Annotated in this window: 19 protein-coding genes, 1 tRNA gene and 2 pseudogenes; 18 read left to right on the top strand and 4 right to left on the bottom strand. The window is 45.5% G+C overall.

Annotated features, from left to right (window positions below; genetic code table 11):
* Window positions 1-58: 58 nt before the first annotated feature.
* The 14 genes and pseudogenes from ACMYSO_RS02775 (at window position 59) to ACMYSO_RS02710 (ending at window position 9100) form a co-directional block, all read left to right on the top strand.
* Window positions 59-2524: a hypothetical protein gene (locus tag ACMYSO_RS02775; protein ID WP_434669166.1), complete on the top strand. Its 2466-nt coding sequence runs from the start codon at window positions 59-61 to the stop codon at window positions 2522-2524.
* A gap of 85 nt (window positions 2525-2609) precedes the next feature.
* Window positions 2610-2807 (top strand): DNA polymerase III subunit theta, encoded by a 198-nt coding sequence (locus ACMYSO_RS02770; protein ID WP_434670720.1) that lies wholly within the window; start codon window positions 2610-2612, stop codon window positions 2805-2807.
* 11 nt (window positions 2808-2818) lie between these two features.
* On the top strand, window positions 2819-3253 hold the full coding sequence (locus ACMYSO_RS02765; protein WP_434669164.1) for a hypothetical protein: 435 nt from the start codon (window positions 2819-2821) through the stop codon (window positions 3251-3253).
* A gap of 143 nt (window positions 3254-3396) precedes the next feature.
* Window positions 3397-3618: a hypothetical protein gene (locus tag ACMYSO_RS02760; RefSeq protein ID WP_434669162.1), complete on the top strand. Its 222-nt coding sequence runs from the start codon at window positions 3397-3399 to the stop codon at window positions 3616-3618.
* Window positions 3619-3801: 183 nt separating this feature from the next.
* Entirely contained in the window at window positions 3802-4173 is a 372-nt protein-coding gene (locus ACMYSO_RS02755; protein ID WP_434669160.1) for a TonB family protein, read from the top strand.
* 704 nt (window positions 4174-4877) lie between these two features.
* Window positions 4878-5477 (top strand): DUF1367 family protein, encoded by a 600-nt coding sequence (locus ACMYSO_RS02750; protein ID WP_434669158.1) that lies wholly within the window; start codon window positions 4878-4880, stop codon window positions 5475-5477.
* The gene (locus ACMYSO_RS02745; RefSeq protein ID WP_434669156.1) at window positions 5477-5683 is read left to right on the top strand and encodes a hypothetical protein; all 207 of its coding nucleotides are present in this window, start codon (window positions 5477-5479) and stop codon (window positions 5681-5683) included. Before ACMYSO_RS02750 ends, ACMYSO_RS02745 begins: the two co-directional genes overlap by 1 nt.
* Window positions 5683-6282 carry a recombination protein NinG gene (locus tag ACMYSO_RS02740; protein ID WP_434669154.1) on the top strand — a complete coding sequence of 200 codons (600 nt, stop codon included), beginning with the start codon at window positions 5683-5685 and terminating at the stop codon, window positions 6280-6282. The genes ACMYSO_RS02745 and ACMYSO_RS02740 overlap by 1 nt, the downstream gene beginning before the upstream one ends.
* Window positions 6263-6402, top strand: a pseudogene (locus ACMYSO_RS02735) (YlcG family protein). The gene ACMYSO_RS02740 and the pseudogene ACMYSO_RS02735 overlap by 20 nt, the downstream one beginning before the upstream one ends.
* Window positions 6399-6896, top strand: coding sequence for an antiterminator Q family protein (locus tag ACMYSO_RS02730; protein ID WP_434669152.1), 498 nt, complete (start codon window positions 6399-6401; stop codon window positions 6894-6896). The pseudogene ACMYSO_RS02735 and the gene ACMYSO_RS02730 overlap by 4 nt, the downstream one beginning before the upstream one ends.
* A 177-nt stretch (window positions 6897-7073) precedes the next feature.
* Window positions 7074-7149, top strand: a tRNA-Phe gene (locus tag ACMYSO_RS02725).
* 790 nt (window positions 7150-7939) lie between these two features.
* Window positions 7940-8164, top strand: coding sequence for a class II holin family protein (locus tag ACMYSO_RS02720; protein WP_064367594.1), 225 nt, complete (start codon window positions 7940-7942; stop codon window positions 8162-8164).
* Window positions 8142-8636 carry a lysozyme gene (locus ACMYSO_RS02715; protein WP_434669149.1) on the top strand — a complete coding sequence of 165 codons (495 nt, stop codon included), beginning with the start codon at window positions 8142-8144 and terminating at the stop codon, window positions 8634-8636. The genes ACMYSO_RS02720 and ACMYSO_RS02715 overlap by 23 nt, the downstream gene beginning before the upstream one ends.
* Window positions 8633-9100 (top strand): lysis protein, encoded by a 468-nt coding sequence (locus tag ACMYSO_RS02710; RefSeq protein WP_434669148.1) that lies wholly within the window; start codon window positions 8633-8635, stop codon window positions 9098-9100. The genes ACMYSO_RS02715 and ACMYSO_RS02710 overlap by 4 nt, the downstream gene beginning before the upstream one ends.
* Window positions 9101-9190: 90 nt before the next feature.
* On the opposite strand, the gene ACMYSO_RS02705 is transcribed toward ACMYSO_RS02710, so the two are convergent.
* Entirely contained in the window at window positions 9191-9607 is a 417-nt protein-coding gene (locus tag ACMYSO_RS02705; RefSeq protein ID WP_434669146.1) for a hypothetical protein, read from the bottom strand.
* A 130-nt stretch (window positions 9608-9737) separates the two neighbouring features.
* Entirely contained in the window at window positions 9738-10112 is a 375-nt protein-coding gene (locus ACMYSO_RS02700; RefSeq protein ID WP_434669144.1) for a hypothetical protein, read from the bottom strand.
* A 233-nt stretch (window positions 10113-10345) separates the two neighbouring features.
* Between ACMYSO_RS02700 and ACMYSO_RS02695 the strand changes: the two genes are divergently transcribed.
* A protein-coding gene (locus ACMYSO_RS02695) for an IS3 family transposase (RefSeq protein WP_434669142.1) occupies window positions 10346-11457 on the top strand; the annotation gives its coding sequence in 2 pieces (ribosomal slippage) (window positions 10346-10607 and window positions 10607-11457; 1113 coding nt in all).
* Between the two features lie 1179 nt (window positions 11458-12636).
* Here the strand turns inward: ACMYSO_RS02695 and ACMYSO_RS02690 are convergent.
* Window positions 12637-12879 (bottom strand): hypothetical protein, encoded by a 243-nt coding sequence (locus ACMYSO_RS02690; protein WP_434669140.1) that lies wholly within the window; start codon window positions 12877-12879, stop codon window positions 12637-12639.
* An 859-nt stretch (window positions 12880-13738) separates the two neighbouring features.
* Between ACMYSO_RS02690 and ACMYSO_RS02685 the strand changes: the two genes are divergently transcribed.
* Complete coding sequence (locus ACMYSO_RS02685) at window positions 13739-14200, top strand: energy transducer TonB (protein ID WP_434669139.1); 462 nt, start codon at window positions 13739-13741, stop codon at window positions 14198-14200.
* A 247-nt stretch (window positions 14201-14447) separates the two neighbouring features.
* Here the strand turns inward: ACMYSO_RS02685 and ACMYSO_RS02680 are convergent, their stop codons facing one another.
* Window positions 14448-15602, bottom strand: coding sequence for a hypothetical protein (locus ACMYSO_RS02680; protein ID WP_434669137.1), 1155 nt, complete (start codon window positions 15600-15602; stop codon window positions 14448-14450).
* A 168-nt stretch (window positions 15603-15770) separates the two neighbouring features.
* Here ACMYSO_RS02680 and ACMYSO_RS02675 point away from each other — a divergent pair.
* Window positions 15771-15899: pseudogene (locus tag ACMYSO_RS02675) on the top strand (hypothetical protein); the annotation flags it as partial.
* Between the two features lie 164 nt (window positions 15900-16063).
* The gene (locus ACMYSO_RS02670) at window positions 16064-16294 is read left to right on the top strand and encodes a hypothetical protein (protein ID WP_123754483.1); all 231 of its coding nucleotides are present in this window, start codon (window positions 16064-16066) and stop codon (window positions 16292-16294) included.
* Window positions 16295-16363: the final 69 nt, after the last annotated feature.

Below are 16363 nucleotides of genomic sequence, written 5' to 3'. Positions count from 1 at the left end.
ATTTTTCTTGCAACCTATAGTGGCAAGCACAAAGCTAGCGTTCCTCATAACACTTGCGATGGCGAGTTTGGATGTGTTGGCAGCACCTTCTGGTCAAAGTGTGATCGCGTATCCAACGCAGCATTGCCATGCTCTTCAGCGCCCACTCCAACAAGCCGTTGCCGATGCTTTGGGGCCGGCATATGCTGGCATTCAAAAGCAAGTACGCTGGGATATTGTATGTATTGGCGATGTTGTACGCGTAACTACCCCCATTCGCTCCAACGGGGGGGACATTATCATTTTTGCCAACCGACTTGAAATTAGTGCACCAATAGATTCTAGAGTTTACATAAGTCCAGATGACTATTCTCCCTATCTTGAGAAGAGCGATACATATTCAGGTGCTTCAGAATTAACAATTGCAAAACAAGGATCAGACCTCAGAAAAATCTACGACGATTATTTCCGACGCTCGCCTGACAAAGTTGTTTCCAGTGAGGGAAAAATTTTCCTTCCTGAGAATCCAGCTGGATTAACTGGGCAAGTGTATTGGAGTTGCGAATCGCCTGATTCCTCTTCACTAAAAAGGATTGTACCGGCAACTAGCCCCCCTCTCCTTACGGAAAAGTCCAACATTAACCCTGGTACAATTAAGGTTTTCGCCAACACATTTACTTTCGATGATGCAGCTCTTGCCGCCTATCCGTTGTTTGACGGCGACCCTTTATCCTGCAACACCTCACCATTATTTACAAAAGGTAAGGTTTTCATTGCTCGAGGAATGCGAGGAGGCAGAGGTGGCGCTGGAGCAACCACTGCAGCTTTCTATCCAAAATTTCCTTGTGTCGATTCGGCATATAGGCGAGCTGGGTTCCTCAATGCTGCCGGCGGTTCAGGAGGAAGTGGCGGGCATGTACGCTTAGTTATCGTAGGGTCGACAGTGAACAATATAGATGCTGAACTTGAGTCGCGAATCGCTATCGATGGTGGTCCTCCGGGTTCTGCGCAACGAATCCGTGCACCTGCTTGGATCGGGCCAGACGCGACATCTTCAAGCGATGTATGTGGCTTAAAGTCAGAAGGGAAATGGCCCATTGCTTCGGTTGGCGCGAGCGGCATACGAGAAGTTATCAGGCAAACTCCAACAGATGCACTACTAGATTTTTTCGGCGATATAGCGTCGAGAGATGCCAGGCCCGACTACAATTTCGATGAGTTGATTGAACGCTCTAAGGTTCCATCTGAGGGGATCAAAGGGTTCACTTATGCCAGTTTCGCGGAGCGCAAGTTTTATGAGATTTTGATTTCTACGGAGATTACGTGGGTGGATAAGCTCAATCGACTGATTAACACATCGGCGGAGGCGCAATCCCAAGTGCTTGGCGGTGTTTGGGCACCGTTAGATCTCACCAGACTGAATGAAAGTGTGATGACAAATGAAGCAGTACAACCTCTTCGGTATCTGTCCTCATTCAGCCCTATTTTGGGAGTCGGTCCTATCAAGGGCTATTTCCTCAATACTGGAGGCATGTTCAATCTACGGAGCACCTCTGCAGTTGCGCAGTGGGATAACCTTGCTTCCCGTACGGAGGCTACTTTGAGTGCTGCAAAGCTTGCTCAAATCCAAGGAACCCTTTCTCAGTTATCTGAGTCAGTTGCTGACATTAGGGAAGTTGTGCGAAGTAACGAGTTTCGATACCAATTATCAGTTATCCAGGAAAGATTAAAAACTGTGCAAGCAGCTGCAGACAAAGCCAAAGCAACGCATAGCATAGAAAGTACAGAAAAGGCTCTGCAGGAAGCAGGGCAAGGGGTTGCAATGCTTATCGGTGCCTATGATTCGGGTAATTTATCAATGGCTGGCGCCGGTATCATAAAGTTGAAGGAGGGTATCGATGACTTATCAGACTCAACAGCCTCTCCGCCAACTTTCGATGCACAGATAGCGGCTCTAAATTCAGCAATTAGCGACACGAGTAATCAGTTCAACAACTTTCTTGAATACAGCGCACGGTCAAAGTCACGAATTCTCTCTGAACAACGCCAAGACCTCATTGATTACTTCGAGACCAATTCGTCATACGGGGCTCGTCTTCAAGCAAGAAGCACTCTCTTTCATGATCTGCTAAGGACGATTCTCATCGGGTACTTTCAGGACCCAAATAAGAATAGTGCCGAACTCGAACTGAGGACCAATCTTGTCGGTTTATACACGCTCTTAAGAGATTATCCATCTCGTGAGCCATCATTTTCTTTTCGCGATATACAACTTGGGTGCAACTCACAGAAAGATGGAGAAGATCAATGCCTGATTATAGAGCCAAGTAACTCATCTGTGAGCCTTACTTCCAAGTCAAGTGACTGGACGAAGGGTCTCCCCTTATATGTAATTAGCCCGAGGGCTACCAAAATTACTTTACCTAGCTTCGGAGCATCTTGGGTGTCCGAACCATTAGGTGATGCCATATCTCCTGCAATACCACTTGGAGATTTGGTTCCAAACGCGCTTCTAAAAGCACCATCTAACCTCGAAATACGGTAAGTTAGGGGGGGCTCGAGTTGTTAGAAATGGTGACTGCTAGTCTTAACGTGACGATTCAAGACGAGCAGGACAAGTTAATGCCGATCTGGCGGCCTCCGGCGTCGACTACAAAGAGCGCATGAACATGCCGGTTGTCGCTGAGATGGTAGCCAGAGAGCAGCCAGAACACCTGCGCGAATACTTCATGGAGCGCGTCCGCTACTACCGCGGGCAGAGCATCCAGTTACACAAAGCATCCGATCCGCGCTACATCGAGATGGCAGGGCAAAACGAGAAAAAATAAAGGCGGTTAATTTGGCTAATTTTCTATCCATACTAGGAATATTGGTATCTATAGCAAGCTGCTATTACGCGTATAGGGCATTTGCCTCTTCAAAAGAGATATCATTCTCCGCCGCAAATCCTAGGGAAAGTGTATGTGTTGTAAAAAATTTTTCCGAAGAGGCTAAGAGATTTGAGGGTTTTATAAGCAAAAATAAGCATAAAAAAGTTTATTTGAGTATGGAGTTTGACGGTTCAGATTTTGAAGTCATCGAGGATGGGGATTCACGATGGATGGTTGTATGGACTGAGACCTTTCAGGAGATCCCTAAAGGCGAAAAACCGAGCCCATTAAATAGCAGTGGGTACCAATTGACTATAATTCCTCACGAAGAAGGGTATGGAGAGTTTCATTGGTTTAGAGGGGCATACCGTCTTTCGGGCATTTCTACATTGATGGCTATCTAGGGCCATATCAGGGGATGATGAGTGCGGTAATTTTAGCAGCAAAAACGATTTGAACTGCTTTTTATTTTCCATTATTAATCAGCCATACTTCCAATGTCAGCGTGAACAACTGACAACTTATTTCCGGCGCCAAGTGGGGACACATGGCGCACAAAACCTTAAAGCGATACCTGTCACCGATGGCGAAAGTCACCGGCGATTTTCTGCATTCAGCATTTTACCCCGTAGGAGGTGAAATAGTGGAGTCCTCACTGGAATACGCCTGCAAACGAATTATGGAGTTGGAACCGCTGCTGCTGGTGGAAGGGGCGGAAACCGTATGGCCAGCTGAAGTAGCGAAGACGCCACTTGCAAGCAAGGGGTAAAATGAATATAGCATTAAGAAATTTTAATTAAAGATGCCCATATCCGATTCTCGCTACCAAAATTAGTTGGTTGCCTTATAGAAGATAGCCATTGGGTTGTTTTATTATGAAGTATAATCCCATTCACCCCAGAGGGGGGCTTATGTCGAAGTGGTGCCACACGCCTCTGGCGTTGCATGCAAAATGAGCATTGGTGGTCTATGGACACAAGGAAAACAACAATTGGTATCATTTATGAAAAAAACATTACTTCTGGTTTGTACTGTTCTTATATCAAACGTGGCACTTGCTGTCGAAAACCGAGAGGAAACAGCACCTGTACGTATAAGTTGTCCTTTCCCATTCTATCCTGCTTCCGCAAAAGCTTTAGGTATTGGCGGCACTGTAAAATACTCTGCCTCAGTAAATGAAAAAGGAGAGGTTACTTCTGTTGAGACAACCGGTGCCGAGCCTTTCTTTAGAGAGGTTAAATACACGATAAAAAAATGCAAGTTTGAGCCTGGAAAGCCTGGTGTCGCCAAAGGGACAATAAGATTTCGCCCAACCCCCCCGTAAATGCTGCTGACTTTCGTTTTATTGTTACTGTCGTTGTGGTTGAATATTTTTCATCTTCGTTGAGTAGGGGGTTGCGCCCTACTCAAAATGTGCATTACGTGGCTTGCTAGTATTGCCTGCTATCTCAATCCAACTGACGTTAATTTAATTCTGAAATTAGCCGTTTTACTTTGCTCGAGTGAAATAGGGGCTTGTACGATACACAAAATATGCCCTCGACAACCACGCAAAGCTTTTAACTCCGTTAGACAGGAAAGTTAAACAAAACTCCCAAACTTTCAATTTTGATAATCTCTTTTGAAAATAGGGGCTTGAAGGGCGATCTTCATCTGTCATCATATCCCTCGTACCGTGTAATTTTTCACATGTAAGTGATTAAATATTAATTATACCGTATAAATAAACAGTGTAAAGATTTGCTTCCGGGAGGTAGGGATGCGCAGTGAGAGTGACGAGTATTACGATTTGGTTAAACGTTCTACAGGTGAAGTCGTTGGTAGCATCAGGGCGGCAGGCCGAGTTCTGGTGTACACGGCTAGCGGAATTACTTCTATGCGACCGCTACTTGAGGATGAGGGAATATTTAATCTCAACACAATGACCAGTTTTCTACATTGCCTCGGCTACCGAGTTCTCCCACCTTCTGATAATATGTAATCAACGGCCTGAACAACCGTTAACCTACTGCGTCACCGGAGAAAACGATGGCGCAGCAACTACATCTAATAAAGCAGTCACAAGGCATACTGATCCCTGCCACGCAGGAGACCAGTGATTTTCTGCAGTCAAAATGCAAGCTCGGTGCCGTCCTGGAAGCCGAGTATAGGCTTGTCCGAAATCCGGCGTTTCATCGCCGCTTCTTCGCTTTACTCAACCTCGGATTTGAATATTGGGAGCCTACCGGCGGGGCGATCTCGTCCAATGAACGCCGACTGGTGACCGGGTATGCAAAATACCTGGCAGCGTATGGCGGCAATGAATCAGCGTTGCTCGATGCTGCCGAGCAATACCTCGTCCGGATAGCCGAGAAACGCGCTGGTAGCATCAGCATCTGTAAATCCTTTGATGCTTATCGTGCCTGGGTAATCGTTGAAGCTGGTCACTATGACGCCATCCAACTGCCGGACGGTACGCTGAAGAAACATCCCCGCAGCATTTCATTTTCCAGCATGGATGAATGCGAATTCCAGGAATTATACAAGGCATCGCTAGATGTTCTCTGGCGCTGGATCCTTTCCCGTTCTTTTGGCAGCCAGATGGAAGTCGAGAACGCCGCAAACCAACTTCTGAGCTTCGCGGGGTGATGCCGATGAAATATTCGTGGTTTCACCATAGCAACTGCACAACGCAGCAGGCCGATGAGCTGATGGCTAAATACCGGCAGCGTAGAGTCAGAGTTGAACGCAGACTCAATAAAGACTTCCTCACCTGGACCGTCAGCGCGCAGCTGGTGGAGGACAATAAACCACCTCGCCCGGATTCCCGCTGGCGTAACCGGATGTGGGGGTGATGATGGCCAAGAGACCCCAACGGCGCTGCAAAATCTGCCGGGCTAAGTTCACTCCTGTATTTGAAAATCATCGCTGGTGCTGTCCTGAGCACGGCGCAGAATATGCCATGCAGGAGCTGGAGAGGAAACGCGAGAAGCAGGCTCAGGCTAGAGCGAAGAAAGAGCGCGCCGCCTGGCGGAAACGTAAAGCTGCGGTGAAACCTCTCAAGCACTGGGAAGACATGACCCAGCGTGTCGTTAATGACTATATTCGCGAGCGCGACTTTGACCTGCCGTGCATCAGCTGCGGAACATTCGAAACGGTCCAATGGGAAGCAGGGCATTACCGTTCCCGCGGCAAGGCGTCCCACCTTCGCTACCACGAAGACAACATTCACAAACAGTGCCATCACTGCAGCGTGCAGCTATCCGGCAACCAGCAGCAGTGCCGCATCAATCTGGTAGCCAAAATCGGCGCTGAGCGCGTCGAGACGCTCGAAAACAACAACACCCCTCACCGATCACCATCGAAGAGCTATAAGGCATCAGGCGCCATTACAGCGCGTTACGCCGCGCACTCGTCAAGCAGAGGGAGGCAGCATGAACCAGGACGCAATTGAGCGGAACCGAGGGCGTTGGCAAAAGCTCCGCCTCTGCCGGCACCGCGGAACGGTGATGACGACTATCGCATTTTACGGAATTACGTTCGCATCTATCAGACTCTGGGAGAGACAGCATGAAACTGGAATTAACGAACGAACAGCACCAGTGGATCGATCAGTGGCTTCAGCTCTGGGGAGCATGGTGCCAAACAGGGAATATAGATAAGGCGATGATAAACATGATCGCCAAGTTTACGGCGACAGTTGAACCGCAGGCATCATCCAGGCCCGTTTGTAGTGACGACGATGGGATAGTCATTGACGCTGTAATCCGGAATTACCTGAAAAATGTAGATGAGAATGCGTGGAAGGTAGTTTTCACTTATTACGTCTGCAACTCGAGTGAGATACGGATCGCCTCATGGCAGCATGCGGTATGCAAACCGCGCCTGATGAAGACGCGCGCTGGTAATCAGTATAAGCACCCCAGCATTTCAACCATCCGGCGAGAAGTTAAGCAGGTAATCAATGCTGCACTATTTTGCCTGTATCAACCCCTGCAAAATGCTTTCATTGATCGCGATAATGTGAGTAAAAATGCAAAAAACACTAATAACGTGCTTGCATTTTAATGAACAAATGAGCAATATATTTAGTGTAGGTTGCCGTATTTTTGTTTGACCTATCAGAACTCCAAAGCCTCGCCATTGTGCGGGGCTTTTTGCTTTCTGCAATCCGGTCAGGGCTCTTGAGTGAAAGCGTGCCGCACAACACGCAGAAGCTCATACGCGAGAGTCCTGAGCCAGATTGCTGGTTTAGCTCAGCAGGTAGAGCACCTGATTGAAGATCAGGGTGTCGGCGGTTCAATTCCGTCAACCAGCACCAGATAATGGCCTGACCTGATGACGGGCTCATAATCCAATCCATCAGGGACGTTGTTGGCGCAACGCCACAGGCCGCCAAATATGGAGCACGGGCGTTCCAGCCTAAAATTAGCCCTCCACGGGTGCTGGGTTGATCACCAGCCGTTGCTCCACGAAACGGAGCGCACAACAGGTAAGAACATATAGGGTGTAGGTCTGAGACTGCCCGAAAACGGTGAACGCCGACCGCCTTGCTCTTTCCGTTGTGGGTATTTTGTGATCTTCTCCTCTAATTGAGGATGCGGATTGTCTCTGACATTGATCGGCTAAATCTTAATTGGTAGCATTTCTTACCCCTTAAAGAGCTGCCACCGCATGCTATGCGAGTGCCGGAGATAAGCGCCGGGAAAGGGGGGCAATTAAACAAATCGAAACCCTGCTCTGACGGGGTTTTTGCTTTTCAGGGGCTCGCATTCGCGGGCCTTTTCCATTTGTGCCGCCAGAACGCCAATCACTCTGTGTGTTGTCGTAAATCCATCTGGCAGCCATCCCCTATGCAGGGCTAACCGGTGACGGTTCATAACCCAATCGACGGGCGCGTGCGCTGAGCCCGGCCTATCTCGCTACCAGGGGCCATTACGGCTATAAAGCCGACATTGTTCGACCCTCGTTATCTTTTGCCAGCCTTAGCGCTGGCTTTTCTATTTCAGGCTCACGGGAATCATCCTCGACGCGTGTTGTTGTTAATCCAGCCCGTGAAGCCTGACCTTTTCAAACACACATAGCACCCGCAAACAAAGCGAGGTGAGAGTATGCATCGCATGGAAAAAATAACCACTGGTGCAGCCTATGGCGCTTCAGCCGGGAGCATCTTAAACGGCATGTTAAATGCTTACAGCCCCGAGCAGTGGAACGCTATCGGTGTACTGGTGGGCATTATCATTGCCGTCCTGACATACCTGACGAATCTGTATTTCAAAATCCGCGAAGACAACCGGCGCAACAGGAGTCGAGATGAATCCGACGCTCAGGAATAAACTGATTGGCGCAATAGCTGGCGGTTCTGGTGCTATCGCTATCGCTTCTGTGATGTTGGGTAATGCTGATGGCCTGGAAGGGCGCCGCTATTACGCATACCAGGATGTCGTTGATGTGTGGACTGTATGCGATGGTCACACTGGTTCCGATATCCGCCGCGGGCATCGATACACCGACAAAGAATGTGATGCTCTGCTGCATTCAGATCTGCGCAAGGTGGCAGTGGCCATTGACCCGCTGATTAAGGTAAAGATCCCCTATGCCACCCGGGCGGCTCTTTACTCATTCACCTATAACGTGGGCGCTGGCGCATTCAGCAAATCCACGCTGCTGAAAAAACTGAATTCTGGAGATGTGCCCGGAGCCTGTAAAGAATTGCAGCGCTGGACATATGCCGGCGGTAAGCAGTGGAAGGGTTTAATAAGCCGTCGTGAGATTGAGCGTGAAGTCTGTGAGTGGAGCCAGAAATGAGCCGCTTAACCGCCATTATCAGCGCAGTAGTTATCTGCCTGATAGTCAGCCTTTGGTGGCTGGCCAATCATTATCACACCAAAGCCACTGAGTTCAAAAGGCAGCGCGACGAGAAAGTGAAGGCGCTCGACCTGGCGAACGCCTCCATCACCGACATGCAAACCCGCCAACGTGATGTTGCAGCGCTGGATGCCAAATACACGAAGGAGTTAGCCGATGCAAAAGCTGAAAATGATGCTCTGCAGCGCAAGCTTGTTAATGGTGGCAGGGTGCTCGTCAAAGGAAAATGTCCAGTGTCAGCCACAACCCAAACCGCCGGCTCCGCCAGCGTGGGCGATGATGCCACCGTCGAACTCTCTTCAGTTGCTGGACGAAACATTCTCGGTATCCGATCCGGAATCATCAGCGACCAAAAGTCCCTGAGTGCCCTACAGGAGTACGTCCGCACGCAATGCTTGAGATGATGAACCCCAAAAAAGACAAATCGGGCTGGATTTGTCAATATTTTTAATTATTACAAATGGTTAGTGTGGGGTGGGTTGATAGTGGTTTTCCTATGGTTGTTTCATCTCGACATAGAATCCGACGATGAGATGTTCAAAATAAGAAGCGTTGCCAAGATAAATGCAGCTGAATTTTTCCATGGGGAATATACTAAATGGTACTGGTGGGGTTCCATCTCTAGGATCGAACCAACGCGGTTCACTATCTTCTGAGTCACCACTTAAACTCATCTTCACGCAAAAGTTCTGGTTGGAGCGAAGCCAGTCGCTAATCTTGTTAACAGTCTCAATAAGACTAGAACATTCAAGTTGGAAAGATGGGAACTGGTCTTGCCCTCTCTGGAAAGAAACAACGGTACGACTGCCCATGTCACTATCTCTCATTACTGAGCGTTTTAGCACTGCATAAAAATACTCCTCAAGCTTATCTTTAAACTTTTGTTCATTCGATTTGAATAAATTAAACATGCTTTCACCTAAGGGAGTGCGATCTTGCTTGGCAAGAATTTTAAGGCTATTCCATTGAATTATCTAATTACCGAGAAGCATTCACCACCAAGATCTGATCATGGTGGTGGTGAAGTTGAAGCTTCGGGGTTTACGGATTTCGTCTAAACCAATTCTCTCTGTGGGCATGGAAATCATCGCCTTCAGCGGTGCAAGAAGGGCAAAGGAAAGTTTCGGTTTCGTAGCATTCAAGCAAGTTGTCATCGTCGATAGTATTAGGACAGTCAACAGGCTCATCGTCCAGGGGGGACATAAAACCTTGGCAAGGGACGTCATGAATCAATGGAAGAATTGCAGTATTGAAATTAAACAATTGCGCCTCTGATAAATTTTCAACAGTTTGTTCAGCAACAACTTTTCTAGCAATGCCTAATACAACGTTAGGTTCACGATGAGTTTGATTGGCGCTTTCGACTAAGCATTCCTCGGCATTCTCAACGATGAAATGTAAAGCACGTAAGTTCATAGATTAATCTCATGGAATTAATGGGCAGTCATTTCAATCCATTTATCAAGTCATCACCTTAATACAGATCAGGGAAATCATCGCTAAATCGAGTCGGGTGCTGTCTTAAATGAGCCCTATCGACTTGATTGGGCGATCATGGAAGCGGTTGGTTTGTAAGTATCCCGGGAAACCGGACCATTCACTTTTAGAGATCTTCCGACATACTGATTATGTCCTCTGAGGAGATCACCATGCGTAAAGCGCGATTCACCGAACACCAGATCATTGCCGTTCTGAAGTCCGTCGAAGCCGGACGTACCGTTAAGGATGTCTGCCGTGAAGCCGGTATCTCAGAAGCCAGTTATTACAACTGGAAAGCGAAATTTGGCGGGATGGAAGCCTCTGATATCAAAAAGATGAAAGATCTCGAGGACGAAAATCGTCGTCTCAAACAGATGTTTGCCGATCTCAGCCTTGAATGCCGGGCCCTGAAAGACGTTATCGAAAAAAAGCTTTAAAACCAGCGATAAAGCGTGAACTCGTCAGCTATCTGACGGCACAATTTGCCATGAGTTTACGCCAGGCCTGCAGGACATTATCGCTGAGCAGGACTGTGTATTTTTACCAGCCCGATATCTGGCGTGATGAACCGGTGATCCAGGCGCTGACTGAGCTGGCAGAGCGCTACCCGCGGTATGGTTTTAAGAAGCTGTTCCAGTTAGTGCGCAGGCAGGGTAACGCCTGGAACCATAAACGCGTTCACCGGATTTACCGCCTGCTGAAACTAAATTTTCGCCGCAAGGGAAAGCAACGTTTGCCAGTACGCAACCCGGTGCCACTGGTGACGCCAGAAGCGCTGAACCAGAGCTGGTCCATCGATTTTATGCACGATGCGCTGGTGTGTGGCAGACGCTTCCGGACCTTCAATGTGGTTGATGACTTTAACCGCGAGGCTCTCGCCATAGAAATCGACCTGAATATCCCGGCGCAGCGGGTGGTCAGAGTGCTGGACAGGATCGTGGCAAACCGGGGCTACCCGCTGAAGATGCGGATGGACAACGGACCCGAACTGGTCTCACTGGCGCTGGCACAATGGGCTGAGGAACATGGTGTGATGCTGGAATTTATAAGGCCAGGTAAGCCGACACAGAATGCCTTCATCGAGCGTTTTAACCGGACGTACCGGACAGAAATTCTGGATTTTTATCTGTTCAGAACCCTGAATGAAGCACGGGAAATCACAGAGCGCTGGCTGACGGAATATAACAGCGAGCGGCCTCATGAATCCCTGAATAACCTGACACCGGAAGAGTACCGGCTAATGGCGGAAAAACCGGAACTCTCAAAAAGTGCGTGGAACTAAAACAGGTGTGCTTACAATATGATTGAGGGTCACTCATACTGGATGCATCAATACGAGAATCAGAGAGTGATGCTATAACTCTACTCCCCCAGTTTGAGATAAAACCTCCATTCAGTTTTGTATAATTTGACCAACTGTATAATGTATTTATATTTACATTGTTCACAATCATTCTGGATGTGTTTTCAAAATAACAGTGTCCAGCTGAAATGTGTTTGATTGCTGAATACGTATTTGCTGTAAAAAATGATATTCTACCAATGTTCCCTCCGTTGTTATTTATAATTTCGTTAGTCACATGGTCACATGTGGATTTCACTAAAGCTATTGCAACATGAGAACCATAAACAGAGTTTAAGGTATCCTTGTCGCCATAGTATGTTTTCCCGTTAGTATTACCATAATCATTAAAAGATAAATTCCCTAGGTGGCCGTCGACAAGATAAAAGACATGATTAACATATTTTAATCCTGTATTTGTCACTGAGCCAGTCAAGCCGATATAACCGTCATCTGTGGAAAGCACACTGTTTGCTTCAGCATGCACATTTATAATGTTATGTTTTGATCCAGCGAAAAATATCCCTTTATGATAGGAGTCATGGCAAAGGATCGAGGTTATTGTAACTGCGTTACATTCATCACCATTACCATTAGTGAAAATGGCGTAATTCGATATGTTACCACAGCGCTCAGTAATTAATGAAAAAGTAGAATCATATACAGGTGCTAGTTCAATACCACAACCATTAAAATCTATTGCCCTGATGAATTGACCAAAGGCTGCAGTGTATTTTAAATATACACCACCCATTTCTGTAGCTCTTTTATCCAGATCGCGAACAGTTATAGAGTCAAAAGTGAGTCCATTTTGTATGGTTGACTTGTCAGTGTTTGGGTCTCCTAATAACAGCGCGTATTGTCCTTTAGTCTTGTCAAACGTAGATGATTTAATATGAACTAATAGCTCGCCTTTGATAATGTGGATGCCCGTTGCATTTATTGAAGATGTTACATAAAATGCTCTTTCATTCGCGCTTGAACCTTGAATCTTTGCCGGGAATTCAATGGAGAAATTACGTGCTATTGCTGTTGCGAACATGTTGTTCAAAGCTGAAGTGGCGTCTGTTCCGGCTGATGTTCTAATGGAGTTACATTTTGCTCCGAAATAATCTGGTCTTAGGGTGTCATTTTCGATAACTCTTTGCCAATATAGTCACTTAAACCAACAGGTACACATCTAAACCCTCCATCATCAATTACATCTCCATGAATAGCTATAAACTCGCCTCTACCGTAGGGTACACCATTGTTTTCTGAATTCCAGTCATCATCGTAGAAAGCGGATAGTAAGACAGCTTGTCCCTCGAACTCTGGAGTGGTTGCTTTAAGATCTTGATATGATGCGACTATGTTGACCATTTTTAGAATCCTTTTATCTTAACCTAAGAATATTTATTTATAATATTTACTCACTAATATTTATAGCTCATTAGTACAATTTTTAAGAGAAATTTTCTTGGTTTGTTTTTCCATCAAAGGGATTATGTGTAGATCATTTTCAATGATGATGGGCGATTTTTGTCTCATGGGTTATTTCATGCAACTGAAGTTATGGTGCACAAGTCTCAGTAAGGTGATATCGCCTTGATTTGGATGTTTCAAGTATGCGTCTATTTTTTGTATGGATAAATACGGGAGTAATCCGGTTGCAGATAGCGGACCTGATTGGAATGGGGGTTAAGACCGTTCATAAGCATTATTTCTGCGTGATAAAGGTGATCACCTACGGGCCGTATGCAAGAGATATTAGGGGGGTAGGGTCAGCTGTATTTGCCGCTTATGCAACCTTTCAGGCTAAAAGGACAATTGAATTTAGCGTCAGGCAAAGCGAAAACTCTCGTATACTGGATGAGATATTTAAACTTGCAGAGAGGTGTAATAGTTGTGTAGGTGAGGACTCTTTTGTAATTGAAAAAAAGAAAAACTGGTTGAACTCGCAACTGCTTGCCATTATGCAAAACTTGCCATTGCTACAGCAAAAACTTCAGAGAATGAAAAGAAATTATTAACAGATGTGCTTATTCGCCAATTGAGACCATCAATTAATGGTGAAATAGGTGGTGCTTACACGCTCAAGAAAATCAAGGAAGCCTATAAAATTGACGTTCTTCGTGAATTATATAGAGATGCACAGGATTTTTTGAAAACAGATGATAGAGTGCATCTACCAGTAAAATTAGCGTGATGTAAACCATCCAAATTGAGGAGGGGGTACTTTATGTCAAAGTGGAATATTGCAGCCAAACCGAAAGACGAGCAGGACAAGGTAAACGTTGACCTGTTGGCAGTCTCCGGCGTTACATGCAAAATGCTCATTAGTGACCTTTTGACGCAAGGAAAACAACAAATGGTATCGTTTATGAAAAAAGCATTACTTCTGATTTCTGCTGTTTTTATATCAAACGTGGCACTTGCTGTTGAAAATAAAGAAGAAATAGTGCCTGTACGTATAAGTTGCCCAAACCCTTATTATCCAGCTTCTGCTATGGCTAGAGGGATTACGGGAGCGGTAAAATACGCCGCCTCAGTAAATGAAAAAGGCGAGGTTACTTCTGTTGAGACAACCGGTGCCGAGCCTTTCTTTAGAGAGATTAAATACACGATAAAAAAAAGTAAATATGAGCCAGGAAAGCCCGGCATTGCCCGAGAAACAATAAACTTCAGCTTAAATAAACCATAAAAGTCATCAGATGATTGCTTTTGAACAATCAAATTGCAGGCTATTAATTATGAGGGGTACAAATGGATAGCATCAAAATTTTTATGGCATTATTACTAATAATGCTCTCAGGCTGTGCAGCTGTTCAGTATGCCGGACGAAAATGCTGTGGTAGACCTGCTGCAACGTGATATCGGTCGCGATAGTTTGGCATCGTTTCAGTTTCAGCAGGCGTTTGGGTTGAGTTGGAAGGTAATGGGTATGAGTATTAAATACATTTCTCTACTGGTGGTAGTTGCCGAGCGTCAAGTATATTAGTAAATGTTGTATTGGATTTATTAATATCCAGTGGGTTAAAGATAAAACAGTTTTGGAATTGCTTTCTGACTAGTCGCATAAAAACTTTTTTCTCTTCCTTGTTCTCGTTGAAATTTATAAGTATGGTGGATTTGTAATTTGTGTTTATATATTCAGGGCATAATAATACTTTATCTCCGAGGTTGAATGGGGCTGTTGCACTGATGTAAAAATGGCTATTATCCTTTATTGTTTTAGTATTCCAGTGTTCAGCAGGGAAAATTTCGCTTGAGTATTTTGTTCCGTTCACTCTATAAGTGTTCACGCACCAGTCTGCAATCCCTATTGATATCATGGTTTTTTCAATCGCATATGCGTTAACTTCTTTGATTAGAGACATTGGGACTATAAGAAGCATGAATGCCACAGATAAAAGCTTTATATTGATATGGCTGTTTTTAATACTCGAATAGATATATGTAATGGCAGGTGTAAAAATGCATAGTATATAAATTACAAATAACATTGTGATTGGTATAAATGTGTTTGCTTGAGCTCCAACGATTTGTTCTAAAAGAGATTGCATGGTCCGAAATGAAATTTTCATTGATGTGCATATAATCACTATTAATGCAAGGCTTTTTAGCGTCTCGCTAAACCCAATAATAAACTTAATAATAAGTGCTGTTAATGCTATGTTCATTGCTAGCGTCGTCATCATATAATAGTCGGGGCTGATTCCTTTCATGTTAAAAATAAATGCAATGGATGGTATTGATACTGCGAAAAAGGTAAGCGCTAATAAAATAGCTAGCGCCAATCTGATTGGTAATTGTGTGTTAGATTTCTCGGTGTTTTTTCTAAATAAAAAAGGCACTAGCAATAATGGAATCGATGGGATCAATAGTTTGATGGTGTACAGGAAAAAAGATAATATTACAGGGACTACATTGGCGATGTTTGTCATGCTAGGCATGAACAAATCTAGTCGGTAGATTCCCTTTAAATGAAGCCAAAGTAAAACGCAAGAGAGAAATATAAAAACAGGAATAAGTTGGATGGCATTTTTTATGATGCTGCCAGAAGAATCAAATAGTTTGCTAATCATATTGCTGATTTCATTCATATCTAATTCCCATGGGTGTTTGTTGTTTTTGGAGCCGCATGCATGACTTTTGACAGTCAGGTTAATTTCATCTTAGCTAATGCATGGTTGTTTTCTAGCAGTGAATGAGAAACTTTATACAAGCTATGGAAATGAATGATTTTTTATATGGAGTCTATAAATTTTTTTGGGAGGAGACATCGCGAAGCAATTCTGTCCCGCGGCAACAGCACTGATTTAGCTGAACTTTACCGCCAGTGGCGCGGGCACGACCCTAAGATTGAGCCGATGCTGGAGAACCGCGGGTTGAGTTCGTAAACCGTCATCTGACAGGTCCGCGGCGAGAAATGGCGGAGACCCTGGGCTGTTTTGCGGGTTATGAAAAGTTAACTCTTTGTAATTAATATTTTTTAGCTGTTTATTTTAGCCCGTTTAGACCAGAATATGGCCTTCGACAATGAAATGGCTGAGAAGGAACCGAGATGTTAGATAAATACTTTCAGTTAGATGGTGATAGCGGCGATACGGCTATCGAAAAGCATAAGCGTCTTCTTGCTGTTCAGGCCGCATTGGAGATTTCGAAAGCAGCGGTCTCTTCGTCGACCGCTAATTCCGGTATTCGTAGCCAGATGGATTTACGCAACGTGGCGCAGGAAGTCGCTTCGCTGGCGGACGCCATCCAGGATGCCCTTGAAGGTTACGAGGAAGACTAACCTCGCTGCAGCTGACCGGACTGGCCTCGCATCGCGAGGCTTTTTTATGCCCGGACCACCTGCGGTCTG

The sequence above is a fragment of the Klebsiella sp. B345 genome (assembly GCF_051131735.1).
GTDB lineage: Bacteria > Pseudomonadota > Gammaproteobacteria > Enterobacterales > Enterobacteriaceae > Klebsiella.
This window is presented reverse-complemented; position numbering and strand designations above follow the sequence as displayed.